This window comes from Nonomuraea sp. IBHARD001 (assembly GCF_056106265.1).
This window is the reverse complement of the sequence record NZ_JBWBBW010000002.1, coordinates 308,885-333,262: the sequence shown is the minus strand read 5'-3', so window position 1 is coordinate 333,262 and position 24,378 is coordinate 308,885. Positions and strand designations below refer to the sequence as shown.

The 24,378-nt window shown below is 66.9% G+C and carries 21 protein-coding genes and 1 tRNA gene; 13 read left to right on the top strand and 9 right to left on the bottom strand.

Annotated features, from left to right (window positions below; genetic code table 11):
- Positions 1–313 precede the first annotated feature (313 nt).
- The 5 genes from ACTWNK_RS03650 to ACTWNK_RS03630 all read right to left on the bottom strand — a co-directional run bounded on the left by ACTWNK_RS03650 (position 314) and on the right by ACTWNK_RS03630 (position 8,240).
- Positions 314–976: a type II secretion system F family protein gene (locus tag ACTWNK_RS03650; RefSeq protein WP_474302073.1), complete on the bottom strand. Its 663-nt coding sequence runs from the start codon at positions 974–976 to the stop codon at positions 314–316.
- Between the two features lie 212 nt (positions 977–1,188).
- Positions 1,189–1,902 (bottom strand): type II secretion system F family protein, encoded by a 714-nt coding sequence (locus ACTWNK_RS03645; protein ID WP_474302072.1) that lies wholly within the window; start codon positions 1,900–1,902, stop codon positions 1,189–1,191.
- Positions 1,899–3,386: a TadA family conjugal transfer-associated ATPase gene (locus tag ACTWNK_RS03640; RefSeq protein WP_474302071.1), complete on the bottom strand. Its 1,488-nt coding sequence runs from the start codon at positions 3,384–3,386 to the stop codon at positions 1,899–1,901. Before ACTWNK_RS03640 ends, ACTWNK_RS03645 begins: the two co-directional genes overlap by 4 nt.
- 75 nt (positions 3,387–3,461) lie before the next feature.
- Positions 3,462–4,520, bottom strand: coding sequence for a septum site-determining protein Ssd (ssd, locus tag ACTWNK_RS03635; RefSeq protein ID WP_474302070.1), 1,059 nt, complete (start codon positions 4,518–4,520; stop codon positions 3,462–3,464).
- A gap of 2,712 nt (positions 4,521–7,232) precedes the next feature.
- Positions 7,233–8,240 (bottom strand): Fic family protein, encoded by a 1,008-nt coding sequence (locus ACTWNK_RS03630; protein WP_474302069.1) that lies wholly within the window; start codon positions 8,238–8,240, stop codon positions 7,233–7,235.
- A gap of 1,192 nt (positions 8,241–9,432) precedes the next feature.
- On the opposite strand from ACTWNK_RS03630, the gene acs reads away from it, so the two are divergent.
- The 6 genes from acs to ACTWNK_RS03600 all read left to right on the top strand — a co-directional run bounded on the left by acs (position 9,433) and on the right by ACTWNK_RS03600 (position 14,944).
- On the top strand, positions 9,433–11,430 hold the full coding sequence (gene acs, locus ACTWNK_RS03625) for an acetate--CoA ligase (RefSeq protein ID WP_474302068.1): 1,998 nt from the start codon (positions 9,433–9,435) through the stop codon (positions 11,428–11,430).
- 165 nt (positions 11,431–11,595) lie between these two features.
- Positions 11,596–12,822 carry a Na+/H+ antiporter NhaA gene (nhaA, locus tag ACTWNK_RS03620; RefSeq protein ID WP_474302067.1) on the top strand — a complete coding sequence of 409 codons (1,227 nt, stop codon included), beginning with the start codon at positions 11,596–11,598 and terminating at the stop codon, positions 12,820–12,822.
- Positions 12,823–12,853: 31 nt separating this feature from the next.
- Positions 12,854–13,306 (top strand): phage holin family protein, encoded by a 453-nt coding sequence (locus tag ACTWNK_RS03615; RefSeq protein WP_474302066.1) that lies wholly within the window; start codon positions 12,854–12,856, stop codon positions 13,304–13,306.
- Entirely contained in the window at positions 13,296–14,210 is a 915-nt protein-coding gene (locus tag ACTWNK_RS03610; protein ID WP_474302065.1) for an alpha/beta fold hydrolase, read from the top strand. The genes ACTWNK_RS03615 and ACTWNK_RS03610 overlap by 11 nt, the downstream gene beginning before the upstream one ends.
- Positions 14,197–14,649, top strand: coding sequence for a DUF309 domain-containing protein (locus tag ACTWNK_RS03605; protein WP_474302064.1), 453 nt, complete (start codon positions 14,197–14,199; stop codon positions 14,647–14,649). Before ACTWNK_RS03610 ends, ACTWNK_RS03605 begins: the two co-directional genes overlap by 14 nt.
- Positions 14,650–14,872: 223 nt before the next feature.
- Positions 14,873–14,944: transfer RNA gene (locus tag ACTWNK_RS03600), tRNA-Cys, on the top strand.
- A gap of 186 nt (positions 14,945–15,130) precedes the next feature.
- Here the strand turns inward: ACTWNK_RS03600 and ACTWNK_RS03595 are convergent.
- On the bottom strand, positions 15,131–16,321 hold the full coding sequence (locus ACTWNK_RS03595) for a MarP family serine protease (RefSeq protein ID WP_474302063.1): 1,191 nt from the start codon (positions 16,319–16,321) through the stop codon (positions 15,131–15,133).
- Positions 16,322–16,424: 103 nt separating this feature from the next.
- Between ACTWNK_RS03595 and ACTWNK_RS03590 the strand changes: the two genes are divergently transcribed.
- Positions 16,425–16,949, top strand: a complete 525-nt coding sequence (locus ACTWNK_RS03590) for a HEAT repeat domain-containing protein (RefSeq protein WP_474302062.1) — start codon at positions 16,425–16,427, stop codon at positions 16,947–16,949.
- Here the strand turns inward: ACTWNK_RS03590 and ACTWNK_RS03585 are convergent.
- Positions 16,911–17,558, bottom strand: coding sequence for an NUDIX hydrolase (locus ACTWNK_RS03585; RefSeq protein WP_474302061.1), 648 nt, complete (start codon positions 17,556–17,558; stop codon positions 16,911–16,913). The two genes, ACTWNK_RS03590 and ACTWNK_RS03585, sit on opposite strands and share 39 nt — an antisense overlap.
- 87 nt (positions 17,559–17,645) lie before the next feature.
- Positions 17,646–18,392 carry an endonuclease III gene (gene nth, locus ACTWNK_RS03580; protein ID WP_474302060.1) on the bottom strand — a complete coding sequence of 249 codons (747 nt, stop codon included), beginning with the start codon at positions 18,390–18,392 and terminating at the stop codon, positions 17,646–17,648.
- Between the two features lie 121 nt (positions 18,393–18,513).
- Here nth and ACTWNK_RS03575 point away from each other — a divergent pair, with 121 nt between their 5' ends.
- Genes ACTWNK_RS03575 through ACTWNK_RS03550 form a run of 6 tightly spaced genes read left to right on the top strand, consistent with a single transcriptional unit; the run spans position 18,514 to position 23,647 of the window.
- Positions 18,514–18,978: a PEP-utilizing enzyme gene (locus ACTWNK_RS03575; protein ID WP_474302059.1), complete on the top strand. Its 465-nt coding sequence runs from the start codon at positions 18,514–18,516 to the stop codon at positions 18,976–18,978.
- On the top strand, positions 18,930–19,826 hold the full coding sequence (locus ACTWNK_RS03570; protein ID WP_474311149.1) for a hypothetical protein: 897 nt from the start codon (positions 18,930–18,932) through the stop codon (positions 19,824–19,826). The genes ACTWNK_RS03575 and ACTWNK_RS03570 overlap by 49 nt, the downstream gene beginning before the upstream one ends.
- The gene (locus ACTWNK_RS03565) at positions 19,827–21,485 is read left to right on the top strand and encodes a hypothetical protein (protein ID WP_474302058.1); all 1,659 of its coding nucleotides are present in this window, start codon (positions 19,827–19,829) and stop codon (positions 21,483–21,485) included. It abuts the gene before it with no gap.
- A gap of 10 nt (positions 21,486–21,495) precedes the next feature.
- The gene (locus ACTWNK_RS03560; protein ID WP_474302057.1) at positions 21,496–22,284 is read left to right on the top strand and encodes an MBL fold metallo-hydrolase; all 789 of its coding nucleotides are present in this window, start codon (positions 21,496–21,498) and stop codon (positions 22,282–22,284) included.
- Positions 22,281–22,865 (top strand): hypothetical protein, encoded by a 585-nt coding sequence (locus tag ACTWNK_RS03555; protein WP_474302056.1) that lies wholly within the window; start codon positions 22,281–22,283, stop codon positions 22,863–22,865. The genes ACTWNK_RS03560 and ACTWNK_RS03555 overlap by 4 nt, the downstream gene beginning before the upstream one ends.
- Positions 22,859–23,647, top strand: a complete 789-nt coding sequence (locus tag ACTWNK_RS03550; protein WP_474302055.1) for a PEP/pyruvate-binding domain-containing protein — start codon at positions 22,859–22,861, stop codon at positions 23,645–23,647. The genes ACTWNK_RS03555 and ACTWNK_RS03550 overlap by 7 nt, the downstream gene beginning before the upstream one ends.
- Here ACTWNK_RS03550 and ACTWNK_RS03545 read toward each other — a convergent pair.
- On the bottom strand, positions 23,619–24,278 hold the full coding sequence (locus ACTWNK_RS03545) for an adenylate kinase family protein (RefSeq protein ID WP_474302054.1): 660 nt from the start codon (positions 24,276–24,278) through the stop codon (positions 23,619–23,621). The two genes, ACTWNK_RS03550 and ACTWNK_RS03545, sit on opposite strands and share 29 nt — an antisense overlap.
- Positions 24,279–24,378 lie beyond the last annotated feature (100 nt).

Here is a 24,378-nt window from a genome sequence, read left to right as displayed (position 1 = left end):
GCGCGAGGCTGCGATAGGCGGCGCGAGGCAGGCTGACCGCGCGCTGCGCCCTTCGTCGTGCAAGGGGGTGTGCCCTAGAAGGGCAAGCGTTGTCCCCTGGAACTGAGCAAGTGCATGCGCCCTGGCAGATGAAGGTGGGGCGCGTGAGGCGGCTTGCTGTGGAGGCCGTTCACCGTGACGGCCGTCCATTGCACGAGGTGCATGGGCATGAGCGGCCTCCTCGGTGATGGTCACTCAGGGGAGGTGGAGGTGATGGTCACTCAGGGAAGCTGGAGATGGCGGGTACTCAGGGGAGATGGATGGTGGCGGGTACTCAGGGGAGGTGGATGGTGGCTGCCAAGCCTGCGATGACGGGGATGATGCCCAGGAGGACGAACGCGGGCAGGAAGCACAGGCCGAGGGGGGCTACAGCCTTGACGCCTACTCGTCTCGCTGCGGCGGCTGAGAGGGCGCGGGTGGTGTGGGAGGCGTCGTCGGCCAAGCGGGTGAGGGCTTCGGCGATGGGGGCTCCGCTTTGGGCGGCTCTTGTCATGGTTCGGGCGAGTTGGCTCAGGGCTTGGTCCTTGAGGTACGGGGACCAGGCGGCCTCTGGGGTGGCGCCCAGGCGGAGGTGACCGCTGATCGTCGCCAGGCGGTGTCCAAGGGGGCCGCCGATGGCGTTCGACGTGTGGTCGATGGCTGTACTGATCGGCAGGCCGGAGCGGAGACAGGCGGCCATGAGGTCGGCGGCGTACGGGAGATCGGAGATCACTTGGTGGCGTTCGCGCTGACTCTGTGGCGGCTCCCGACGCGCCAGCGCCACGACGACTCCCCCGAACGTCAGCAACGCCGCGACCACCCCTGGCACGCCTTCGACAACGAATCCCACGAAAAGGGCGATTGCCGCGGCCTGGAGAACCGTTCGGGCACTCGGCCGCCCCCTGGCTTCGGCGGCTGATGCGAGGTCGTCGTCCGGTGGTGGTAAGGGGAGCGCCAAACCGACCGGACCTGGGCCGCTGAGCTGGACAGCACGCTGGTTGGTCGAGCAGAGGGGCGGGCGGCATCGTTCGAGACGTTGGGCTGGATGAGCGGGTGAGAAGTAGAACCAAGCTGCCAAAGCAGTACACAGAGCAGCCAGGAATGCGGACATAGGCCACGCCCTTTGCGGTCGTCGTGGACGGGAAACGGTGTCGTCGCGGACGGGAAGGGTCAGGTGTTCTCGGCGTTCTGGGCCATGCGGTGGGTCCACCACAGGCCGACAGCGTCCAGTACGACCCCGGCTGCGAGGCAGCCCAGGCCGGGCAGGGTGCCGAGGAGGAAGTCGAGCGGATGCATGCCCAGGCCGGTGGCCATGAGCAGGCCGAGCAGCGGGAGCGCGGCGAGCATCTTGGCGGTGGCGCGTGGCCCGGCGAGTTGGGCCGCGATGTCATGCCGATGCGCCTGCGCCGTACGCAAGGCCGATCCCACCCGGTCGACCAGCGCGGACAGCCCGGCGCCTGCCTGTACGCCGATCTCCCAGCACGCGGCGAGCCTGTGTAAGCCCTCGCCGCCCTGCTGGGGAGCTGCGGCCACGAGGGCGGCTGCGACGTCGCTCCCGTCCCTCGCTGCGGCGATCACCGGTCGTAGGGCCTCCGGGGCGGGGAAGTCGCTGGTCGCCAGGGCTTTGGAGAGGGCTTCGCTCGGGGTACGGCCGGCGGACAGTTCGGCGGACAGGGATTGGCAGAGGTCGATGGATGCGATGCGCCAGGCCTCTGCCTGCCGGGCGGGCCGTACTCGGGTGATCCACCTCCTGATGTTCCAAACGGTGGCGACGGGCGGTGAGACGGAGGAGGTCAGGAGTCTGGCGAGGCGGGCGTTCGGGGCTTTTGGCGCACGCCACAGCCACACGACTGCGGCTGCGCACAGGGCGGCGAGCAAGGTCATGGCCGGGATGCGCTCACGGGTTGAGTCGGGTCCGTACCCAACTGCTGGATGGGAGCTCGCGAGGTGGGATGGCACGGCCTGGGGGCCTGTGCGGGCGGCGGTGATTGCCAGCCGGGTCGGGCGGAATGGCGGGAGGTGGTGGGTTCGTAGGGGTGCTGGTTCGGCGTGGCGGGCGGTAGCTGTTGGTTGGAGGACAACGGCTTTTGGTTGAGGGACGACGGCTGTTGGTTGGGCGATGGCGGCTGTCGGTTGGGCGACGGCGGCGAGGTAGGTGGGGACTTGTGCTGGTTCTCCGCGTCGGAGGATGGCGGGCGACAGGCTCTGGAGCGGAACGCCTGGTAGGCAGGGCCCGGTCGAGCCGGCCCGGATCGGGGGAAGGTGAGGGCGGGTACGGCTTCGACCAGGCCGGAGGTGGTTCTGGTCAGCAGGCAGATTTCGGCAACCCTGCGACGGCCGTCGCGTTTGCTGCGTGTCAGGTGGATGACGACGTCCAAGGCTGCGGCCAACTGGCTGTGTACGGCTTCGCGGGTCAGACCTGCGGCGCAGGCCAGGGCTTCGAGGCGAGCGGGTACGTCGGTCGCGGTGTTGGCGTGCAGAGTTCCGCAGCCGCCCTCGTGTCCGGTGTTCAGGGCTGCGAGCAGATCCACGACTTCGGCGCCTCGTACCTCCCCGACGACCAGGCGATCAGGGCGCATGCGCAGCGCCTGGCGTACCAGGTCGCGTAACGCGATGCCACCTGCGCCCTCCAGGTTGGCCGGCCGGGACTCCAGGCGTACGACGTGGGGGTGATGCGGGCGGAGCTCGGCCGAGTCCTCCACCAGGAGGAGGCGCTCGGCGGGTGAGGCCAGCGACAACATCGCGGACAGGAGGGTGGTCTTGCCGGTGCCCGTGCCGCCGGTGATCAGGAAGGCCAGGCGGGACTCCACGATCGCGGTCAGGATCGCGACCATCTGTGCCGACATCGTGCCCGCGCCGACCAGCGCCTCCATGGTGAACGCACGGCGCGGCGGCAGGCGCAGCGAGATACAGGTGCCGCCGGGGGCGATGGGCGGGAGTACGGCGTGCAGGCGTACGCCTCCGGCGAGGCGGGCGTCGACATGCGGGGAGGCGTCGTCGAGGCGGCGGCCTGCGGACGCGGCCAGGCGGTGGGCCAGACGGCGTACCGCTGATTCGTCGGGGAAGGTGATCGTCGTTCTCCGAAGGCCTGCGCCGTCGTCGATCCATACGTCGTTCGGACCGTTGACCAGGACATCGGTGACGTCCGGCTGGGTCAGGAGCACCTCCAACGGGCCTGCTCCTATCAGGTCGGCGCACAGGGCTCGGGTGACGGCGAGGATCTCGGCGTCGCCGTACACGGAGCGTTCGGCTCGGAGGGCTACGGCTACGTGGGCGGCGCTGGGTTCGACGCCGGTGCGGGCCAGGCGGACGCGTACGGCCTCGATGAGGGTGGGGGAAGGGGGCTCTGGTGGTGGGGCTGTTGGCATGGTGGCCTTCGGGAGTGGGCTGGGGGTGCCTCGCGTGGGGAGGTTGCTACTGCGGGCGGCGGGCTGCGGGCTGGGCTACGGGAGTGGGTCGGCGGTCAGGTCGGTGAGGAAGCCGTGGCAGAACTGGCCCAGGGCGGTGCGGGGGCCCAAGGCGGGCATCTCGCCTCGGTTGAGGGCGACTGTGAGGCGGGGCTGGTCGGGGATGGAGCCTGCGCAGGGGAGGTCGAGAGAGGTACAGACGATCTCCTCGGCGACGATGCCTGTGCGTACGGCGGCTCGAATGTCTGATGTATGGCGTTTCACGGTGTTGAGGATCTGGGCGGCGGCGAGTACGCCTCGCACGTCGGCCGAGACGACGATCAAGGTTGTCGTCGAGCGGGTCAGCGCTTCGGTGGCTGCCGGGTCCAGGTAGCGCGGGAGGTCGGCCACTACCAGGTCGAAGCCGCGCTTTCCGGCCTCCAGTACGGAGCGCATGGCTTCGGCGGGGATGGCTTCGACGTCGCCTCGGTGGAAGGACAGCACCGTGAGGTCGCCGAACGTCGGTAGAGCCGCCTCCAAGGCGCTGGGACTGACTCTGCCCTCCCTGGCTACCAGATCGGCCCAGCGGGCGCCTGAGGACTCCTCCTGGCCCAGCAGGGCGTCTATGCCGCCGCCCAGTGGGTCGGCGTCGAGGAGGAGCGTGTGAAGGCCGGACTTCGCGGCTCTGAGCGACAGGGAGGCCGCCAGCAGGCTCGCGCCCACGCCACCGCTGCCGCCCACGATGGACACGACCAGACCGGCGTGTGGAGCCGGGTCCATGATGTCGGCGAACTCGTCGACCAGTACGCGTTCGGCCTTGGGGAGCTCGAGTACGGCTTGGGCGCCTATCGCCACGCAGCGGCGCCACGTGTCGGAGGTCTCGACGGATTCCGGGGTCGTGGTGACCAGGAGTACGCGCTGGCGGTGTGGCGGGGCGGTGGCGGCCAGCGCGTCGGCCATGTCTTCGCCTACCACGATCAGCGGGGCTCGGGTCCAGTGCGGGCGGGCGTGGGCTGGGGCGTGGGCGACGTCCAGCTGGGTGCCTGCGGCTGCGGCTATGCGGACGAGCTCGTCGAGGAGGTGGTGGTCTTCGGTGATGACCAAGGGGCGGGGCATGTCGGCCTCCTGCTTGGGGGTGCGGGAGGTCTCACCTTGGCTGGGGTGGGGGTGGGGTGAGGTGGGTGAACGGGGTTCTGTGGATGGAGGGGGTGTGGTGGTGGGGGCTGTGGATGGAGGTGGGGGTCGCGGGTTGTGGGTGAGGTGGAGGTGGTCGGGTGGGGGCGTGATATCGCTTTTGAGGATTTTGGGCTGTGGATGTTGCGGTCGTGATGGGGATGGGGTGTGGACAGGGTTGTTGGGTGGCGGCTTTGGAGTGGTGGTTGGGCTGGAGGTGAGCGTGGGGGTTGGTGGTTTGGGCGGTGGTGTCCTGTGGATGGAGTGTGTTGAGTTCGGCTGGCCTGTGGAGTGTGCGGGTAGCTCTGGAGCCGACTTGTGGAGTGTGGAGGTGAGTCCGGGCTGGCCTGTGGAGTGTGGGAGTGAGTCCTGGGCTCGCCTATGGATGAAGGGGCGCCCGCGAGATCGGCTGTGCCGCCTGGGGATTCGAGGACGCGGGCGAGGCTGCAACGAGCTCGAGCGCAGGGCTGTCTCACCTGGGCCGGTGGGCATGCTGGCCGACGTGCGGCGGCGGGGAGGCGCTGGAGATGGAGTACGCAGGGCAGCGGCTGGAACGCGTGTGCGAGGCGGCTGGCCGGCGCTTGTGGCGAGCGATTGGTCAGCGGAGCAGGGCCTGCGTGGGCCGGTCGGCCCGTCAGCGGAAGGTTGGGCCTGTTGGGCTGGACGCCGGAGGTGGATATCGGTGCTCGCCTCGTGGCGTAAGGGGCGTTGCGCGAAGCCAGGGCATCAGGGGCGCGCGGCTCCTTGGCTGTCTAGGCCTTGACGGAGGGACGCGGCTTGGGGCGCCGCCAGGTCTGAGGGCAGTAGAGCCTGGATGGCACCTCTTGGGCGGCGCATGCCCTGCGGCATTCGGGGGCCTGGAAGCTGGGCGCGGTTGAGAGGGCGTACAGGAGGTGGCCGAGGGGTGTGACCGCGAGGCTTGGGTGCCTGAGGGGAGGGTGGGTGCCGGAAAAGGGGCGACCCCCGCCGGGGGGGATAGCGGGGGTCGCCGTAAACCGGTCCGGCTCCGGGGGGGTAGAGCCGGTCCCGTTTCAGAAGAAAGCTTTCAACACTTGACCGGAGCATGGCAAGGGACTTGCAAAGCTACCCCTTGCACAGCCGCTCCGGTTTCGGGAGATACCACCGTATGCTGCCCGATCGACTTGAGTTTCGTCGAGGAGCAATCTCCAATTTTCGCTAGTTTTTTTCACGGTAACGATATGGCCAACAATCTCCTTCGGCGCGTCGCGGGCGGCGGACGATCACCGTGAGTGATCTTTAGTGGCGATCACGGAGGCGGGGTTCCGGGGCGGCGAGGCGGTATGGGCGGTTCGTCCGGGGTCGGTGCGGGGGCAGTAAAGGTCTTGCTTCTAGGGCTTCCCATCAGGGCAGATTCGTCGTACAAAGGTGGCACGGACCACTTGTCCGGGCACGCCAATCGAGTACCCACGCGCGACCAGCCGCGGGAGGCGCGTCGAGACGGGCTTGACCCGCTCCGACGAATTCAGGTGCACGCTTGGTAACTCGGTGTGGAGTGCCGGCGACGGCGTCCCTCTTCTGGGGCGCCGTCCGCTATGTCTGGGCACGGACGGGAATCGCTGGGGCTGTGGGTGGGTCTTCGGGGGTGTTGGCGGTTGGGAATGCTGGGATGTGGCGGGATGTGCCGTTCGGCTATCTCGGAGTACCGGGCTTGTGGCGGGGGTCCGTCTACGGGATTCTGGCGGATCCGCTGATTGACTAATCAGTCATTTCGAGGCGCGTTGCCGGGGGCGCGTGGGTGTGGGCGTCGTGGGTGTGGGCGCCATCGTGGTGTGGTGGCCTGAGATTTGCTGGAGGCTTCCCGGCGCGACTGCGGGCGTCGGCGCTTGGGGCGTGGCTCGGGGCGTGTGTTCACCGCATGTGGCCGATTGGCGGGCCAGGTCGGTGGGACCTGGCGGTGCCCTCAGGGGAAGGGGGGAGGGAGGGGAGGACTGGGGAAGTGCCGAGAGGCAGGGAAGTAGAGGCGTTACGGGTGTGCGAGACCCGCCACACGGCACTTCGATGTCGGCCTTGAGCAGGTGCCCCGTGCCCGGGTGACGCAGAGGCGTTGTGAGTGCGCGAGACGCAGGGATTCGCGTGGCGTAGTGAGCGCGCGCGAGAGGCAGGGGTGTGCCCGATTCAGGAGTGCGCGTGGCGCGCGACCGCGCGATGCAATGACCGCGCGATGCGGGGAGTTGGCAATGCGGTGAGTGCGATGCGGGAGTGCACGGAGAGCTAAGACTGCGCACAATGCAGCGTTGCGTGCGGTACACGACTGCGCGTGATGCAGGTCTGCGTGCGACGAGCTGAGCAAGTGCGAGTGACACCACACCTCGCACTCGATCAAGATCAACCTGCGCGAGGGCCTGATCTCAACCGCCTGCACGATGGGCGAACTAGGCCGACTGCCATGTATCCGCGGGACGAGGGAGGGCTCGACCGACTGCTCACTGCCTGCTGGGCGAGGAACTGGCGGGCTGGCGGGCTGGCGGGCTGGCGGGCTGGCGGGCTGGCGGGCTGGCGGGCTGGCGGGCTGGCGGGTGAGCCTATGTCCTAGGAAGGCAGGTGTGCGGGTGAGTTTGTGCATGTCGTGTGGCCTGGGTGGCCTGGTGGGCGTACGCCCGGGTGTGGCTGTCGCCTTGGTGTTGGTTGTGGTGGTTAGCCGCGTTGCATTGCTTCGCAGATTGCTGTGGTTTCGCGTACGCCGAGGATGACTGCTGAGGTGCAGTGGCGGATCCAGGTGGAGATGCCCTCGGGGGTTCCCTGGAGGTAGGCCTGCAGGGCTGCTGCGTAGTCCAGTTCGTAGTGGCCGGTCTCGGTGGGGACCAGAGACTTGGGGTCGAGGCCGTACTCGACCAGGGTCAGGCGTTCTGCCGTTCGGGCGACGATGCCGTCGGCTGTGCCGAAGGGGCGGAGTACGGCCAGTTCGGCGTGGACGATGGCGGCCAGGATGATGGCGGGGGCCTTGGTGGGGGTGGTGAGGAGAGCGATCAGGCCGTCCATGCGTACGGCCAGCTCTGCCGGGCCCGGCGCAGGGCCGATCGCCAGCGGATCGGGCTGCGGGAGGGCGGTTGCAGGATCGGTCATACGTACGGCCGAGGCGGCATCGGCATTACGCGCGGCGGGGGCGGCATCGGCATTGCGCATGGTCGGGGCGGCGTCGGCACTACGGGGCACCGGTGCGGCGTCGGCATTGCGGATCAGGGTTGCGGGATCGGTCGTACGTGAGTTCGTCGAGGTGTCGCCGGAAGGCCCCAGGGGGGTGGCGTTGCTCGTGGCATCGGTGATTGGGGTGTCGGTCGTGCGTGGGCGGCCGAGGTTGGCGCCGGGGAGGCCTGCGGCGGCGACCGTGTGGAGGCGGGCCAGTACCTGGCGGGGGGCCGAGCGCCAGGTGGGGGCCAGGCGGCCGATCTCGGCGGAGGCACGTAGGGCGCCGTGAACGATGGGGGCGGAGACCTCGTCCCTGCGTAGGGCGTCCAGGGGTACGTCGACGCCTTCCAGGGCGGCTGAGGCTCGGGCGCCACGCAGGGAGGCTTCGGTGGAGACTTCAGGGCTGCGTCTGCGCAACACGCGGTGGCGGTAGATGCGGTCCACGGCCTCGCGGGCCTCCTGGACGGCTTCGGGTACGCCGGGCAGTGCGGCGATGACAGCCAGTGGGTCGCTCACGACACCCGACCCTACCGGCCTGCCGATTCCCTACCTACTAACCGGTAGCCGGGCGGGCGAGCCGACACCCGAGCGAGAGGCGGAACAGGCGCCTAGCCGAGTAACCGGGCGAACCGGCTGGACGGGCCTGGGGTTGAAGTGGCGGGAGGGGCTTGGGCTTGAGGGGGGATTGGGGTTGGAGGCGCTGAAGGGGTTGAAGGCGCGGAAGGGCTGGGAGGTGAGAGGGGTTGAAGGGGCGAGAGCGATTTGGTGCTGAAGATGTCGAAGGCTTGGTGCTGAACAGGCCGAAAGAACGAGAACGGCTTGGGGCTGAAGGGATCGAAAGAGCCGAAGCGGCTTGAGGCTGAAGGGGGGAGGGGCTGAGCGGCTTGAAGCTGAAGGGGCTGAACACGCGGAAGGACTGAAGTCGCTGAACGGACTGAAGGCGCTGGACAGGCTGGAGAGGTCCAAGCAGGTTGAACAGGCTGGATCGGCTGGCGAGGTTGTGAAGGGCTGACCAGGCAAGGCGGGATGTGAAGGGCTGGAGAGCCTGCGAGCCTGCGAGCCTGCGAACCCGCGAACCCGCGAACCCGCGAACCCGCGAACCCGCGAAGAAACGATGCCCGGTGAAATGCGCTGATGCTGTCGCCCGCGCACTGCCTGGGCGAGGTCTGTCGTACGCCGGATGGACTTACTGGTGACAACCGATGCCACGCACCTCAGACCGGCCAGCGTCCGAAGGGATCATGAACAACCGGAGGATGCCTCAAGCCGGAGGAAAACCTCCAAAACGATTCCCCACCCCACCCCACTACCGCCACATTCTGCGAGCCCCCCTTCTGCGAGCGCCCCCAAGCGCTCCCAACAGACAAGCCAAGCCCCCCACCAGCAACACCTCGCCCCACGAACTCCCCCAACTCCCCCCAACTCCACGAACGTGAACACACCAGCCCGAACACGCCGCCGCAGCTACCGCCTCCCCCCTCCAAACACCCCGAACCGCAAACCTCACCCAAAGGACAAACCCCCACCCCGCCCAACCCCACCCCCACCCCCTTTCCTAGGATTTCCACATCACCCACCCCCCACCACCCCTCCCTCTTCCACCACAACACCCCCACCCACCACCGAATTGGTACAGACCTGTCTAGACCTCTTGTGGTGACCGGTCTGTGACTGGTGAAGTGGGACACGTCCTATCCAACCTGGCCATATGAAGGAGCACGAAGTGGCCCCGGAGACCCCTGGTCACGGCACCAATGAGACCCAGGCGCTGTCGAACCTGCTGCACGAGACCCGGCGCTTCGAGCCGCCGGCCGAGCTCGCCGCGGCAGCGAACGTCACCGCCCAGGCGTACACCGAGGCGGCGGCCGATCGCCTCGGCTTCTGGGATCGCGCGGCCGAGCGGTTGACGTGGGCCAGGCGATGGGACACCACGCTGGAGTGGAACCCTCCCTTCGCCAAGTGGTTCCTCGGCGGCGAGCTGAACATCGCCTACAACTGCGTCGACCGGCATGTGGAGGAGGGCCGCGGCGACAAGGTGGCCTACCACTGGGAGGGCGAGCCCGAGGGCGACAGCCGTACCATCACGTATGCCGATCTCCAGCGTGAGGTCAACAAGGCCGCGAACGCGCTGCTCGAGCTGGGGGTGGGCAAGGGCGACAGGGTCGCCATCTACCTCCCGATGATCCCCGAGCTGCCGATCTCGATGCTGGCGTGTGCCCGGATCGGCGCCATCCACTCGGTGGTGTTCGGTGGCTTCTCGGCCAGTGCGCTGAAGAGCCGTATCGACGACGCCGACGCCAAGCTCGTCATCACCGCCGACGGCGGGTTCCGCAGGGGCGCGCCGAGCGCGCTCAAGCCGACGGTCGACGAGGCCGTCGCCGAGTGCCCGCAGATCGAGAACGTTCTCGTGGTGCGCCGCACCGCCCAGGACGTCGAGACGACCGACAAGGACGTCTGGTGGCACGACCTGGTCGAGCGCCAGAGCGACGCGCACGAGGCGCAGGCGCACGACGCCGAGCACCCGCTGTTCATCCTGTACACCAGCGGCACGACCGGTAAGCCCAAGGGCATCCTGCACACGACCGGCGGCTATCTGACCCAGGCGGCCTACACCCACCACGCGGTGTTCGACCTCAAGCCCGAGAGCGACATCTACTGGTGCACCGCCGACATCGGCTGGGTGACCGGACACTCCTACATCGTGTACGGCCCGCTGGCCAACGGCGCGACCAGTGTGATCTACGAGGGCACGCCCGACACCCCGCACCGGGGCAGGTTCTGGGAGGTCGTGCAGAAGTACGGCGTGACCATCCTCTACACCGCGCCCACCGCGATCAGGACGTTCATGAAGTGGGGCGACGACATCCCCGCGAAGTTCGACATGACGTCGCTGCGCATCCTGGGCTCGGTCGGCGAGCCGATCAACCCCGAGGCCTACGTCTGGTATCGCGAGCACATCGGCGGCAACCGCACGCCGGTCGTGGACACCTGGTGGCAGACCGAGACCGGCGCCATCATGATCAGCCCGCTCCCGGGTGTGACGGCGGGCAAGCCGGGCGCGGCCATGCGCCCGCTGCCGGGCATCACCGCCGACGTGGTCGACGACCAGGGCAACAGCGTGCCGAACGGCGGTGGCGGCTACCTCGCCATCCGCGACCCGTGGCCTTCGATGCTCCGTACGATCTGGGGCGACGACCAGCGCTACATCGACACGTACTGGTCGCGTTTCGAAGGCATGTACTTCGCCGGTGACGGCGCCAAGCGCGACGAGGACGGCGACCTGTGGCTGCTCGGCCGCGTCGACGACGTCATGCTCGTCTCGGGCCACAACATCTCCACCACTGAGGTGGAGAGCGCCCTGGTCTCCCACCCCAAGGTGGCCGAGGCCGCCGTGGTCGGCGCGACCGACCCGGTGACCGGCCAGGCGATCGTGTCGTTCGTCATCCTGCGCGGCAATGTGGAGGAGAGCGCCGACATCGCCAAGGAGCTGCGTGACCACGTGGCCAAGACGCTGGGCCCGATCGCCAAGCCCAGGCAGATCCTGGTCGTGCCCGAGCTGCCCAAGACCAGGTCGGGCAAGATCATGCGACGCCTGCTGCGCGACGTCGCGGAGAACCGCAGCGTCGGCGACGTCACCACGCTGGCCGACAGCTCGGTGATGAACCTCATCTCGGAGAAGCTGCCCAACGCCAAGTCCGAGGACTGACAGACCGTTCGAAAGCTCCACCAGGGGGTACGGCGCTCGCCGTACCCCCTCAAACGTTGAAATGCCTCCACCTGGGTAACCTACTGATCAGGTGTGCCGGGAAGACTGGTCGGCGATTCGGGGGACCGCCCTGTCTCAACTCGCTCACCCAGGGGGAATCACACCGTGCGCCGCGTCGCAGAAGTCTGGCCCATCCGTCCGACCGTCCGGTACGCCAGGACGCTCGCGGAGGCGTTGCGCACCGAGACCATCGGTGGCGTCATCATGCTGGGCGCCACCGTGGCCGCGCTGGTGTGGGCGAACGTGTCGATCGACTCCTACGAGGCGCTGCGTACGACCGGGTTCGGGCCCGAGGCGCTGCATCTGGACCTGGAGCTCTACCAGTGGGCGCAGAACGGCCTGCTGTGCGTCTTCTTCTTCGTCGCCGGGATCGAGGTGAAGGAGGAGTTCGTACACGGCGAGCTGTCGAACCTGCGCAAGGCCGCCCTCCCGATCCTCGCCGCCCTGGCGGGCATGGCGGTGCCCGCGCTGGTCTACCTGGCCGTGAGCTGGGGCGCGCCGGGCGCGGCACGAGGATGGGCGATCCCGACGGCGACCGACATCGCGTTCGCACTCGCGGTGCTCGCGGTGACGGCCAGCTCGATGCCCGCGGCGCTGCGCGCGTTCCTGCTGACCAGCGCGGTCGTCGACGACCTCGGCGCGATCACCATCATCGCCGTCTTCTACACCGACGACCTGAACCTCACCATGCTCCTCATCGGCGCCGCCCTCATCGCCCTGTACGGCGTGCTGCAGGCCAGGCGGGTCAAGGGCCTGTGGATCTACCTGCCGATCGCACTCGCCGCCTGGTACTTCGTCGAGGTCAGCGGCGTGCACGCCACCGTCGCGGGAGTCGCGCTCGGCCTGCTCACCAGGGTCACGACCGCCGAGGACGAGGACGCCTCACCCGCCGAGCGCGCCGACCACGCCATCAGGCCGATCTCGGCGGGAGTCGCGGTGCCGGTGTTCGCGTTCCTCTCGGCCGGGGTGAAACTCGACGGCGCCGGGCTCAGCGCGATCTTCACCGATCGGGTAGTCCTTGGAGTGGTGGCCGGACTGGTCATCGGCAAGTTCGTCGGCGTGTTCGGCGGTGCCTGGCTCGCGGTGCGGCTCGGCCTGGCCAGACTGTCGCAGGACCTGCAGTGGCGTGACATGGCCGCGGTGTCGCTGCTGGCCGGCATCGGCTTCACGGTGTCGCTGCTGATCGGCTCGCTGGCCTTCTACGACGATCCGGCGCGTGTCACCTCGGTAACCACGGGCATCTTGGCGGCAAGCTTGATCGCCTCGGTACTCGCCGCGATCCTGCTCCACGTGAGAGTGCGTAAGCGCAGCAATGGGTTGGATGATGTCTGACACGCCCACCAGCCCTCGATAGGAGACGAACATGTCACAGACTTCAGAGGAAGAATCGCTGGGCGCTCTGGTCGCCCAGGCGAGCAACCACATCTCGACGCTGGTCAGATCCGAGATCGAACTGGCCAAGAGCGAGCTCAGGTTCGACGCCAAACGGGTCGGCACCGCGGTCGGGCTGTTCGCGGGCGCGGCGTTCATCGCGCACCTGTGCCTGATCCTGCTGTCGTTCACCATCGCGTACGGACTGGTCGAGTTCGGCCTGCCGACGTGGCTGTCGTTCCTCATCGTGACCGTGTTCTACCTGCTGGTCGCCGGGCTCGCGGTGTTCATCGGCTCTCGCAGGCTGAAGGGCCTGGCCGGGCTGAAGCGCACCACGCGCTCGCTCAAGGGACTCAAGGACATCGCCACACCCGACGCTGAGCCGTTGCCCACGGCCGGAGAGGTCGGCTCGCACCGTGAGCCGGTGAGCAAGAGTGGCGCCTGACGAGTCCCTGGTCAGGGTCGAGGGACCCTGGACGCACCGATCGGTGCACGCGGGCGGCACCCGCTTCCATGTCGTGGAGGCGGGCGAAGGGCCGCTGGTGCTGCTGCTGCACGGCTTCCCGCAGTTCTGGTGGACCTGGCGCCACCAGCTCACCTCGCTGGCCGCCGCCGGGTACCGTGCGGTGGCCGTCGACCTGCGAGGCTACGGCGGCAGCGACAAGCCGCCACGCGGCTACGACCTGCCCACGCTCGCCGGGGACGCGACCGGGCTGATCAGGGCGCTCGGCGAGAGCAGTGCGATCGTGGTCGGCCACGACTGGGGCGGGCTGCTCGCCTGGACGATGGCCGTACTCGACCCCAAGTCGGTGCACCGCCTGGTCGCGGTGTCGGCGCCGCATCCGCTGCGGTTGCGCTCGGCGCTGCTGACCGACCCGTTCGGCCAGCTCAAGGCCAGCGGCTACACGCTCGGCTTCCAGCTGCCCTTCCTGCCGGAGCGCCGGTTGACCAAGCACGACGCCGCGCTGGTGAGCCGCCTGATCGACGAATGGTCGCGGCCGGGCTGGCCTTCGGCCGATGAGTCGCAGGTCTACCGCGACGCCTTCCGTATCCCCGGCGTGGCGCACTGCTCGCTGGAGTACCACCGGTGGTTCGGCCGCTCGCAGTTCAGGCCGGACGGCCTGCGTTACGCCAAGACCATGCACACCGAGATCGAGGCCGCCACCCTGCACCTGCACGGCGCGCTCGACACGTGCATCCTGCCGCGCACCGCCCAGGGCTCCAACCGCTACGTGGCCGCCCCCTACCGCTGGAAACTCCTGGAGGGCGCAGGGCACTTCCCGCACGAGGAGACGCCCGAGGAGTTCGACGCCGCACTGCTGACCTGGCTGGCCGATGAGGGACCGTGACCCCGACGGCCGCCCCCGCAACGCCAGACCCAGGGACGAGTACGGCAGGCCGCTCCCCTACGGCGCCGAAGGCGTCGAGCGCATCCCCGACTCCTACGCGCCCAGCACGGCCGAGGCGCTGACCGACGCCCGCGCGCAGCTCGCCCAGGGCAGGCCCTTCCATGCCCACGAGATCTTCGAGGGCCGCTGGAAGTGCGCTCCCTCCGGCGAGCGCGAGCTGTGGCAGGGGCTGGCCCAGATCTGTGTCGGCCTGACCCACCTGCAGCGCGGCAACGGCCGGGGCGCCTCGACGCTGTTCGCCAGGGGCGCCACCGCCGTCGAGGCCCATGGTGAGCCCTATGCGGCCGTGGCGGTCGCGGCCCGCTCACTCACCGCCGAAACGACCGCCGCCTCCGGAATCGCGCTTGTGCTCGGCGCTTTGGAATCGCTGCCGAATTAAGTACGGGAATTGACGTCGGGGATATCTGGCGTTATTGTCGTGAACACAGAAGGACGAGCGGTAGGAGCCAGACGATGGACAGGAAGACGGCGGTCGCCACGACCCGCTCTACCTGCGATCTGAGCACCTCGTCCTGTTGTCGCGCCTGACTGCGACCTCCCCTTTCACCACGTCGTTCCCGCCTGTGCACGGGTAGTGGGCATCCTCTTTTCATTTCTTTCCCGGCCGTGTGCCCGAGTGGCTCAGGGAACCGCCTGCAAAGCGGTTTACACCGGTTCGATTCCGGTCACGGCCTCTTTTTCCGCATGCCTTTTTTATTTGGCGTTCGGTTGTTCTTGACGCATTTCTTTTTCGTTCGATTCGCATGGTGTGCGATGTGACGGTGGTCAGCCGGAGTCGTGCTCGGGGAGCGTGATGGACGGGGGCGGCCACGCTGCCGCGGTGGGCTGGGCGTGGCTTGCCGTACCGGGCGCGTGTGTGGTTAGTCGCAGTCCTGGGTGGCTACCGGCTGGGTGGCGCGTTCGCCTGCTTCGGCGTCGGGGCGGACCTCGCGGGCGGTCAGGACGTAGCCGGTTTCCTTGCGCTCGGTGGCGGCGGCGAAGACGACGCCGAACACCTCGCCGTTGGCGGTGAGCAGTGGGCCGCCCGAGTTGCCGGGCAGGACCTTGCCGCGGATCTCGTAGACCTGGCGGGTCACGGTCGTGCGGCGGTAGATGTCGGGGCCGCTGGCGGGCTGCTTGATCCGGATGCGGGCCGGCTCGGCCTTGAAGCCCTGGCCGCGCGGGTAGCCCGCGATGATCGCATTGTCGCCCGACTTGGCGGTGCCGTCGAAGCGCAGCACCGGCAGCTTGAGGCCGGGCACGTGCAGGATCGCGATGTCGCGCTGCGGGTTGTAGAGCACCACGCTCGCGGTGAAGGTGTCGCCGCCCTGTGCGGTGACGCGCAACTCCTGGGTGACGCCCGCGACGACGTGCGCGTTGGTCATGATGCGCTCGGGCGCGTAGACGAAGCCGGTGCCCTCGATGCGCTTCTTGCAGCTCGGCGCCGTGCCCTGCACCTTGACGATGGCCTGGCGGGCGCGGGCGAGCTCCTTGCCCTGCAGCACGCTCTGGTCAGGCGGCGGCACCTCGGCCGGAATGCCGGACGCGATGCGGTCGAAGACCGGCGGGAACTCCGACCTGTCGATGAACTGCTTGAACGACCCCTGCCAGGCCCTGGCCGCCTGCGGCACGGCCTGGTCGACCGTGGACAGCAGCCACGAGTCCCTGACCTGCTGGGTGAGCGGCGCGAACGACGTCGAGACCACGAGCGAGCCGATCAGCCAGGCGATGACCAGCACCGAGAGCGCGCTGGCGAACGTGCCGCCGAGCGCGTCGGCCACCTTGGCCGGCTCCCACGTGACATGGCTGCGCAACACCGCGCCGATGGTCGAGGAGGCGAACTGCCCGATCGTCGCCGCCAGGAACACGATCACGATCGCGAGCAGCGCCTGCTCGGTCTCACCGTCGACGACCGCCTTGGTGATGGGCGGTGCGATGAACACGCCGAGCACGGCCCCGCCGATGAATCCGACGAAGCTGAGTGCGCCGATGATGAAGCCCTGCCGGTACCCCGAGACGCCGAAAGCGATCACGAGGACGATGAGGATGAGGTCAAGGAGATCGCCGCGCACAGTTCAACGGTATCCAGCGACACGGTCAAGCGTGAACGACTTCTCCGAGGAGTCGGTCACTCCTGTGGATATCGTGTGCCGTAAGCCACTGATCGGGGGAACAGTGCACGATCTCATCAAGATCGCTCTAGCGGCCACGGACCATGACGGACCGGAACGCTGGCACGCCATCACCCAACTGCAGGAGCAGGGCGACCTGGAGACGTTCACCGAGGCCAGACGCCTGTGCGCGGGCCTGACGGTCGAGGAACGACTCCTGGGCGTCGACGTGCTCGGCAGGCTGGGCGGCCACGAGCAGCCCTTCAGAGACCGCACACTGCCGGTCCTGCGCTTCATGGCCGCGAGCGAGGACGACCCGCTGGTCCTCTACTCCGTCCTCATCGCGTTCGGCCACCTCGCCGACCCGCGCGCGCTGCCCTCGGTGATCGAACTGTCCGAGCACGAGGACCCCAGGGTCAGGTACGGCGCCGCCTACGCGCTGCCCAATGTCATCGGCGCGACCGGCGACCCCGCTGGCATGGCCGCGCTCGCCCGGCTGGCCCGCGACCTCGACGACGACGTCGCCGACTGGGCCACGCTCGGCATGGCGCTAGCCTCTGGCCGCCAGATCGAGGACGTCGGGCGGTAGGTCCTCCACGTTCGAGCGGTCCCACGGCTGTTCGAAGCCGCCCGCCCTGAGCACACCGTCGAGCACGCCCGCGGTGAACCCCCAGACCAGCAGCCCGCGCACCCGGAACGCCGGTCCGGCGAAACCGCTGGGCACCCGCAGGTTCAGCCGGTTGCCCGGATCGACGAGCTCGGCGACCGGCACACGTTCGACCGACTCGACCTCGTCGGGAGCCGCCGCGTGCACGGCGCACGGCGTGTGCCACCAGCCGAGCACCGGCGTCACCCTGTTGTCACTGCGCGAGACGAACAACTCGGGCATCGTGCCCACGACCCGCACGCCCGAGGGGTCGAGGCCGGTCTCCTCCTGCGCCTCGCGCAACGCCGCGCCGACCGCTCCCGCGTCGCCCGGGTCGACGCCACCGCCGGGGAAGGCGGGCTGGCCGGCATGCCTGCGGCCGTTGGAGCTGCGCTGGATGAGCAGGACGTCGGGGCCGAGCGGGCCGTCACCGAACAGCAGCAGCACCGCCGCCGGGCGACCACCACGCGCGGGCGGGCGCAGACCCACGGGAACGGGCGTGCGCGCGGCCCGCTCGGCGAGGGTCTCAAGCCATGGGGGAACGTCGGTCACGCCCGCTGCAACACCCGGAGGCGTCCAGAGCTTCCCGCGATCGCGTATCAGGCCGCCGTTCAGGAAGGTGGGCCGGTCTTGAGGGGCTTAGGCGGGTGGGCCGGTCTTGACGAGCTTGGTCGCCTTGGCCGGGTCGATCGGGCCGGTGCCGTAGGACGGGCAGAGGGCGGCCAGCGGGCAGACGCCGCAGGCCGGGGTACGCGCGTGACACATGCGACGCCCGTGCCAGATCAGCCGGTGCGACAGCATCGTCCAGTCCTTGCGCGGGATCAGCTCGCCCACCGCATGCTCGATCTTCACCGGGTCGGTCTCGTCACTCCAGCCGAACCTCCTGGTCAGCCGCTGGAAGTGCGTGTCCACCGTGATCCCGGGCACGCCGAACGCATTGCCGAGCACGACATTCGCCGTCTTGCGCCCGACGCCGGGCAGGGTGACGAGCTGGTCGAGCGTGCCCGGGACCCGGCCGTCGTACCGATCGCGCAGTGCGATCGCGAGCCCGATGATCGACTTCGTCTTCGCCCGGAAGAAGCCGGTCGGCCTGATGATCGTCTCGACGTCCTCCGGGTCGGCCGACGCCATGTCCTCCGGCGTCGGGAACTTCGCGAACAGCGCGGGCGTCACGCTGTTGACCCGTACGTCGGTGGTCTGCGCCGACATCACGGTGGCGACCAGCAACTCGAACGGATCACGGAAGTCGAGCTCGCAGTGCGCGTCCGGATAGGTCTCGGCCAGAATCCGGTCCATCCGCCGCGCCCGCCGCACCAGCCCGAGCCGGGTCTCCTCCCGAAACCGCTTCTCCCGCTGCCGTGAGCCCGTCTGCATCTGCGTCGCCATGACGTCAGGGTAGGACGTGACGGACGGCCCGCGAGGCCGGTGCCGGGGTTCGGCGACCGGCCGACCACCGATTCACCGGTGTTGCCCACGCTTTCCGGTCGGACCGAGTAGCAATTATGTAATGCGAAACAAACAGCATGTCCTCAATAGCCGTCGCACGCGAGTCCTTGCCCGGCCACCGATCGGCGATCTATCATCGTCCTTGCGATGGTCTGAAAATATACTCCAAAGGGAAGACATGAGTGCGCAATGCACGTGCCTCCTTCTTAGTGGTCGCGTCGCATCCCAAGGGCTCGCCATCGGAAGATTCACCCTGTACGAGACCGTAAACGCTGCTGAATCATCCTTGAGTGATTCCGTCGTCTATGTGGGAACGCCTCTCACTCCCGAAGATGCGGTCAATCTCAAAAGGGCGGGCGCTGCGGGGATCATCGTCTCCGGCGGGGGCGTCCTCTCCCATGCGGCGGCCTTGATCAGGGAAGCCGGGATTCCGTGCCTCATGAGCGTGGGTCACGAGACGCGCCTGCAAGGGATGCGATGGGCATCCATCGTGACGCCGGATCGTGCCGCAAGGCTCTGGGGATGAGATTCCGCTATCTCATCGCCGTTCCCTTCGACGACCACGGCTCGGAGATCGCAGCACATCACCGCGCCCTGTCGGGCCGGACAAGTGTGACGCCTGTCGCGCCGCTGACTAGGTTCGAATACGACCTCATGGTCGGTGGTTTCGCCGCAACGGGACAGGTTCTCGGGATTTGTGAGACACCCGCGGTGTTCAGCTTTGATGCCGAGAACAATACGGTTCACTATCAACACCTGCCATCGGCGCAAGAGATCACACAACATCTGCTCACATCGCCGGAACTCCTGCTCTCCTACTCCCGCCACAGGGAGTCGGAAATCGCCGCCCTGTACCAAATGCTTCTCTCGATCGAAGAACAAGGCCCTCACTCTTCACGAGCAGCTGCGAGATCCCTGCGATCGCTCGCTTTGGTCGTCCGGCGGTGTGCGCCGCATCTGTTCGCCACGGTCAGCTTCGACGAGGCGCTCGTCTACAGGGTGCTGGAGGAGCGGGCCGATCTTCTGAACGAATTGACCAGTCCGTTCACCAGAGCCTGGCGAGAGCAGAGTCCCACACCTCGCCACCTCAAGCGGATAGACGTCATGACCGAGGCAGCCTTCTACGCCGCGCGCCCCTCCGGCTCCTACGGTCATGACGACCTCGTGAAGGACATCTCGCGTGACGCATCATCTGCTTGGGGTGCCTCTGCCCGTCTGACGCACGAGATGTCGGAGGAGCTCGCATTCCTCTGGTCGAGTCTCATATCCGTGCTCAGCGTTCTTCTGCGAGCCGCCGTGGCAGATCCTCGTGACCTGCTCAGGCTCTCGTTCGACGACGCCATGTCCCTTCTCGCTGGCATCCAGGAGACATGAATGCTGACGTCCCGCCGGACTCGCGTGCTCCGGTTGCAGACCTTCGACATCGGGAGGATTCCTCCCCTGGAGCAGGTGCTGCAGTTGCTCCAAGAGGCGGGCATCTCGGCGGGCTATCAGACACGCAATCCCAACTTCTTCGACCTGGGGCGCTCCAAGCCGCTGCTGGAGATTCACAACGACAGTCAGATCAGAGAGGTGGAGGACTGCCATGCGGGCAGCCAGCCCCTGCCCCACTCGCATCTCCTCAAGCACGCCCAGATTCGTCATTCCGTCTATCTGAGCTCCACTGGGATCGGCTGCCTGATCGTCGAGGCCGAGACATACAGTCCGCTCGACACGCAAATGATCCTCGACGTGACGAACCTGCTCGCCACCCAGAGCATCACCCTCTCGCTCGGTGACAAGTCGTCCCTGAATCCGACATCGGTCATCGAGCAGATCAGAGCCGAGCTCGCTCCCGCCATCAGGAGCAGGCGCACCGACTTCCAGCGGATCTACACGATGATCCATCTGATCGACCTGGACCGGAGCGAGTTCGAGGCGCATGACGGCGACGAGAACATCTACGACCACTACGAGAACGAATTCCATGCGCTGTCGGTCCGGGTCATCAAGGACTGGAAGCGCCGCTACCCGCCGGGAATGCGCTTCAACGAGCACAACCAGGCGCTCTCGCCCGCCGGTGTCCTGCGCGTCAACACGCGAAACACCTTGGTGTACGACTATCCCTACAGTCGCAAGGAGATCGAGGACCTCTACGATCCGGCGATGGTGGAGATCCGTATATGGGACATGCTGATCGCATGCCAGCTGCAGGAGATCCAGCGCCTCCTGGTCAGACACGAGGAGCTGTCGCTGACCGACTTTTCGGCTAGCTATGTCGAGGAGGTCCGCCGCGATTCGGTACGGACCTTCAACGAGATCGATGGTTTCTATCTCGCCACGGCGAAACGCACCAGGAATTTCTACAAGTGCGCCTATGACGAGTTCTCCATCAAGGACCTTCTGAGGCTCCTGGAGAACCGCACAGAGCAGCTGCAGCAGATTCTTGAGGCCGCACAGTCGCGCAACAAGGCGTCCCGCCAACAAGAGTCCCTCGACCAGCAGCGCTTTCTGCTACAGCAGTCGGCCGAGCGAGCGGACTCCGAGCGAGCCGCGAACCTGACTCTCACCTTCATCGCCCTGACCACTGGCCTCTCGGCAGCCGTGACATTGACGAATGCCTTCGGGTACGGGTCATGGGAGGTACCTGTCGCAATCGCAACCATCGGCATCTACTTTCTTGTTTGGTCATTCGGCCGCCGTACCAGAAAAGCCAAGGCCTTCCAGTTGAACTGGTCCGAAGAGGTCTCGACGGCACGCGAGAAGAATGAGGTCGAGAAGAAGCTCCTCTCAGACAAGGGCTGCAAGCTGCTCACCATAGGACGGGACAGGATTTCCTGGGAGTACGAAGAGAAGATCAATGGCCGGAGATACCTCATCCGGCCAGAGATTGTCTTTCAGATTGCCAATGCCAATAACGACCGGCAAGTACTCTTGGTCGTTAATGTCAGCTTTATCGGCTCTTTTCGCAGGTCACAACGCACTGCTTCCGCCGAGCTAATAGAGGCGGTAGGATCATCGCTGAGAGCGAAGCTGGATCTGAGTTCAGGTTAAGGAAGGCTCCATGGAGATTATTCCGCTGGGATTCTGGGCGCTGAGCTCCTCGGGTGAAACGACTTCATTTCTCGTCAAGAGCGAAGACTTCGGCCTACTCCTCGATGTCGGCATCAATCCAGCCCGCCAGCTTGAGCTCTCGGGAACCCGCCTCACATCGATCGATCATGTCTTCGTATCGCATGTTCACTCCGACCACCTGAGTGGTTTCGCCAATCTCGTGTTCACTCGCACTGTCCAGGAGCGCCGCTACGGACCCGCTACGGAGCTGCAGGTCCACGGCTTGCCCGAGGTGCTGGACACGTGCCGGGATCTGCTGTCGTCGTTCTACCCGGAGCGTGACTTCGCGGTGGGCTGGAACCCGCTCGTCGTGGGTGAGCGTGTGGCACTCGACGACTCTGTCGGTCTCACCGGCTTCGCCGCCGATCACACCGTGCCAACGGCCGGAGTGGTGGTCGACATCGGCGGTGCGAAGGGGATCGGATTCACCGCCGACACCGCGCTCTCGGACACCCTGACGAGCGCCTTGGCCGGCACGCAGATCCTCATAGGCGAATGCTTCGGCACAGCGGCGGAGTTCGGAGGCCCTGCGGCGCAACTCAAGCACCTCACAGCCGAGGACCTGATCGCACTGGCCGCCGACATCAACGCCGCGACCGTGATCCCTTTCCACATGCAGGCGCCCTATGCCCTGCCGGAAGGCAGGGACAGGCTGACAGCTCTGCTGAAAGCCGGGATCCAGGGAAAGGTCGTGTTCCCTCGTGAGCTTGAGGCAGTGCGATGCTCCGACACAGCATGAACGACACCGTCAGCGTCTGGATCGGACGCTTCCAGCCGTTCCATCTAGGGCATGTCTTCATGCTCAAGTGCATTCTCAAGCAATTCGGCCCTCCGGTCGCCGTCATGATTATCGACAGCAGGTTCGGCGTTTCTGGAGCCGGCTCACTGTCGGACCTACCCGAGTCTCAGCACAAAACGCACAACAACCCGCTGACCCTGTGGGAACGCCATGCGATGATCAGCCTGGTGCTGGACGCGGAACGACTCACGAACGGCGTCACGCTTCTTTCGATTCCCAGGCCGGACACCCTCTGGGACGCCGCCAAATCCTCTTTCCCGCCGCGCCGCCGCATCTGCAACAACGATCGAGACGAGTTCGAAAGGCAGAAAGCAGCCATGTGGCGACGGCGCGGCGAGCAGGTGGCCATCGTGGACGGCGCTCAAGGCTGCGAGGTCACTGCGACGATGTTCAAGAATCTGCTGGCTTCGGGGGGAGACTGGACTGGTTGCCTCCACCCCGCCACCCTCGACTACTTCGAGCGCATCGATGCTCCCCGGCGATTCGGTGGCGAGGTCGAGACCGAATCGCGAATATGCTAGTCATTCACCAGCACGAGACGATTCCCGCCGGCTACGACATCGGCCACAAGGCAAGCATACTGCGGGAATTAGCACTCCTCGGCCGAGTTCCAACTTTCCTCGTGCTGGCTGCGGAGAACGCGACAGACAGATCGCTTCCCGACTCGCTGACCGATGAGATCGGCCCCCTCTTTCCTCAGGACTCGCTTCTCGCGGTTCGCAGTTCGGCCAGTTCCGAAAGTGCACCGGGAGCGGGCTTTTCGGGGCTCTTCCGAAGCGAGGTCGGGGTAAGGAGGAGGGATGTCCCGGAGGCGGTGGCCGACGTGGTCCACAGTCTCGACTCCCCAGCCGTTCTGACCTATTGCCAGACCCATGACCTCGATCACAACGCTCTCCGTATGAACGTCGTCATCCAGCAGCTCGTTCCTGCAGCGTTCTCCGGTGTATGCGTCTCTCGCTCGGGGCCGGGTGCGGAGGAGATGGTTCTCGAATCGGTGGTCGGCCTCGGCGAGAGCCTCGCGTCAGGTGAGGTCTCGCCGGACTACTTCACCCTGCTGAGAGCCACAGGGCATGTCACCGAGCGGACATCGGGCGCCCAGGTTGTCGCCCACCTGGTGCGAGACGGGCACTATGTGCGCGCGGCAACGCCGAGCATGGCCCCTCCCACGGCACTCGTCGAGGAGGTCGCCCGCCTCTGTCTGCTCGTCGAGGAAAAGCTCGAAGCGGACGCCGTGGAGATCGAATGGGCTTTTTCGGAGAAGGAGGGGCTTCGTCTCATCCAGGCCCGGAGGATTCTCGGGTGAGATCCCGGAGCGCGTACTGCAGGCGACCATGAACGACATCAGATGCCGAGTCACCGTTGACGCTCACCACTCTGCCGGACCGCCGAAGTAGCTCAAGGAATCGCAGCTCGCGTTCCTGATAGGTTTCGAGTCGCTTCAGCGCGACCTTCTCGATGTCGTCATCCCTGCGGATCAAAGGCCCTGCGCAATGAGCGCACCGACGGCCGGACGATCCCGCGCGACCGCATTCACCACAGGTCTTCCTGCGCGATAAGCGGAGCATCAACACCCGCAACGGGACCTGAAGATAGAGCAGGCAGGCCAGCTCCTGACGCGCGATGCGCTCCAGGAAAGCGAGCTGCCCACCACTTTTCGGAAATCCGTCGAGCAGCAGCACCCTGTCGTGGCCGGAAAGAAGCACTCTGAGTGGCTCCTCCAGAATTCCGCAGACAACATCATCAGGACAAGGCATTCCAGCGGAGTTGAATCGGCTGAACTCAAGCCCGCGTTCGGTGCCTCTCGCGGCCGCCGCACGGAGATGTCGTCCTGCCGCGAATGATCTTCCACCGAGTGACCCGGCCAGATTCGTACACTGCGTTGTCTTGCCGGATCCCGGGAGACCGCCGACGGACGCCAGGAGAAACCTGCTCACATCTGGATCGTAAGGTGCCTACCGCCTTGCGCGTCCAATAGAGGTTACGCGAGCAATGGTCGAGCGGGAGGGCCGGGAGCGGTCTAGTGTGGCTTGCCTC

Coding starts and splice junctions, on each gene's coding strand:
- ACTWNK_RS03645 (WP_474302072.1), bottom strand. CDS start 1,902: ATGACCTTGCTCGCCGCCCTGTGCGCAGCCGCAGTCGTGTGGCTGTGG.
- ACTWNK_RS03640 (WP_474302071.1), bottom strand. CDS start 3,386: ATGCCAACAGCCCCACCACCAGAGCCCCCTTCCCCCACCCTCATCGAG.
- ssd (WP_474302070.1), bottom strand. CDS start 4,520: ATGCCCCGCCCCTTGGTCATCACCGAAGACCACCACCTCCTCGACGAG.
- acs (WP_474302068.1), top strand. CDS start 9,433: ATGAAGGAGCACGAAGTGGCCCCGGAGACCCCTGGTCACGGCACCAAT.
- ACTWNK_RS03615 (WP_474302066.1), top strand. CDS start 12,854: ATGTCACAGACTTCAGAGGAAGAATCGCTGGGCGCTCTGGTCGCCCAG.
- ACTWNK_RS03605 (WP_474302064.1), top strand. CDS start 14,197: ATGAGGGACCGTGACCCCGACGGCCGCCCCCGCAACGCCAGACCCAGG.
- nth (WP_474302060.1), bottom strand. CDS start 18,392: ATGGCGACGCAGATGCAGACGGGCTCACGGCAGCGGGAGAAGCGGTTT.
- ACTWNK_RS03575 (WP_474302059.1), top strand. CDS start 18,514: ATGCGAAACAAACAGCATGTCCTCAATAGCCGTCGCACGCGAGTCCTT.
- ACTWNK_RS03570 (WP_474311149.1), top strand. CDS start 18,930: ATGGGCATCCATCGTGACGCCGGATCGTGCCGCAAGGCTCTGGGGATG.
- ACTWNK_RS03565 (WP_474302058.1), top strand. CDS start 19,827: ATGCTGACGTCCCGCCGGACTCGCGTGCTCCGGTTGCAGACCTTCGAC.
- ACTWNK_RS03560 (WP_474302057.1), top strand. CDS start 21,496: ATGGAGATTATTCCGCTGGGATTCTGGGCGCTGAGCTCCTCGGGTGAA.
- ACTWNK_RS03555 (WP_474302056.1), top strand. CDS start 22,281: ATGAACGACACCGTCAGCGTCTGGATCGGACGCTTCCAGCCGTTCCAT.
- ACTWNK_RS03550 (WP_474302055.1), top strand. CDS start 22,859: ATGCTAGTCATTCACCAGCACGAGACGATTCCCGCCGGCTACGACATC.